Raw genomic sequence first — 1,556 nt, forward strand, 5'->3', positions numbered from 1 at the left:
GCGTCCCCGCGTCTCCCCATCCCCCCATCTCCCTCATCCCTCCCCCTTGAGGATTTTTACTCTAAATCTGCCAATCAACCAAAATATTGATAAGCTGATGTCTAAATATCTAGGCGCAAGGATTGAGAGCTAATGGGTGATTAATAACTTCAATATAAATCCCTTTGCCCAAACGCTGTACCAAAAGGCAGCCTTGATAAACCTAGTCTACAGGAAGGATAGTGACGGTGGGAATACGCTACGATTGGCAGGAATTAGAGATTAGGGCGATATATAACACGCCTTTGCTAGAGCTGATTTATCAAGCTGCTAGCGTGCATCGCCAATATCATGACCCAACAAAAATCCAAGTTTGTAAGCTGATATCTATTAAAACCGGAGGTTGCCCAGAAGATTGTAGCTACTGTGCCCAATCTTCGCGCTATCAAACGGAGGTAAAGCCGCAAGCACTCCTAGAAAAGGAAACCGTTGTCAGCATTGCCCAAAAAGCCAAAGAAACTGGTGTTAGCCGCATCTGTATGGGTGCTGCTTGGCGTCAAGTGCGGGATAACTCACAATTTGAGGAAGTCCTAGAAATGGTCAAAGATGTGACAGCAATGGGTTTGGAAGTATGCTGCACATTGGGAATGTTGACACCAAATCAAGCCCAGCGCTTAGAAGCAGCGGGACTTTACGCCTATAACCATAACTTGGATACCTCCGAAGAATATTACAGCACAATTATCACCACAAGAACTTATGCCGATCGCCTCAACACAATTGAAAATGTCCGTCAAACAAATGTGACTGTATGTTCTGGGGGTATCCTTGGTTTGGGCGAAACTGTGGATGACCGGATTTCTATGTTGCACACTTTAGCAAATTTACATCCGCATCCGGAGTCTGTGCCAATTAATATTCTTTCCCAAGTACCAGGTACACCCTTAGAAAATCAGCCTGATGTCCCCATTTGGGATGTTGTGCGGATGATTGCCACAGCTAGAATTATCATGCCAGCTTCCGATGTGCGTCTAAGTGCTGGTAGGGCGAGACTTTCTCAAGTGGAACAAGCATTGTGTTTTATGGCAGGAGCCAATTCTATCTTTTCCAGCGACGACAACAAAATGTTGACAGTCACCACTCCTTGCCCAGATTATGATAGCGATCGCGCAATGCTGAATTTACTCGGTTTAGAAATGCGTCCGCCTTCCCAAAGACAGGAGAAAGTCGCAAGTCCAGCAGTTGTAGGATAAATCTCTTGTAGGATGGGCGTCTCGCCCGTCCTGAAACTAAAGGCAGGCTGGGAAGCCCGCCTCACAAGAATCTAAATTAAATTATCTTGGCAGTCCGCAAACCGAAAAACAAACCAAGAGCAACACCAAAGAATAAACCCAAGAACCCGATGTAAGACACAATTGCAAACATTTACTTTTCTCCACAATACTTCCTAAATCTATTGAATCATTAGTTGTGGGCATTGGGCATTGGGCATTGGGCATTGGGCAAGCAGGAAGTGTGGGAGGTGTGGGAGGAGACGGAGGTGTGGGAGGTGTGGGAGGATGGTGAAAAAATCTTTC

The 1,556-nt window shown here is 45.8% G+C and carries 2 protein-coding genes; one reads left to right on the forward strand and one right to left on the reverse strand.

Annotated elements, in window-relative coordinates; genetic code table 11:
• Positions 1–227 precede the first annotated feature (227 nt).
• The gene (bioB, locus tag GNE10_RS34385; RefSeq protein WP_185570491.1) at positions 228–1,232 is read left to right on the forward strand and encodes a biotin synthase BioB; all 1,005 of its coding nucleotides are present in this window, start codon (positions 228–230) and stop codon (positions 1,230–1,232) included.
• 76 nt (positions 1,233–1,308) lie between these two features.
• On the opposite strand, the gene petL is transcribed toward bioB, so the two are convergent.
• A complete protein-coding gene (petL, locus tag GNE10_RS34390) occupies positions 1,309–1,404 on the reverse strand; it encodes a cytochrome b6-f complex subunit PetL (protein ID WP_185570490.1) in 96 nt (31 codons plus the stop codon).
• Positions 1,405–1,556: the final 152 nt, after the last annotated feature.

The sequence above is a fragment of the Nostoc sp. 2RC genome (genome assembly GCF_014222165.1).
GTDB classification, from domain to species: Bacteria; Cyanobacteriota; Cyanobacteriia; order Cyanobacteriales; family Nostocaceae; genus Nostoc; species Nostoc linckia.

Coding starts and splice junctions, on each gene's coding strand:
- petL (WP_185570490.1), bottom strand. CDS start 1,404: ATGTTTGCAATTGTGTCTTACATCGGGTTCTTGGGTTTATTCTTTGGT.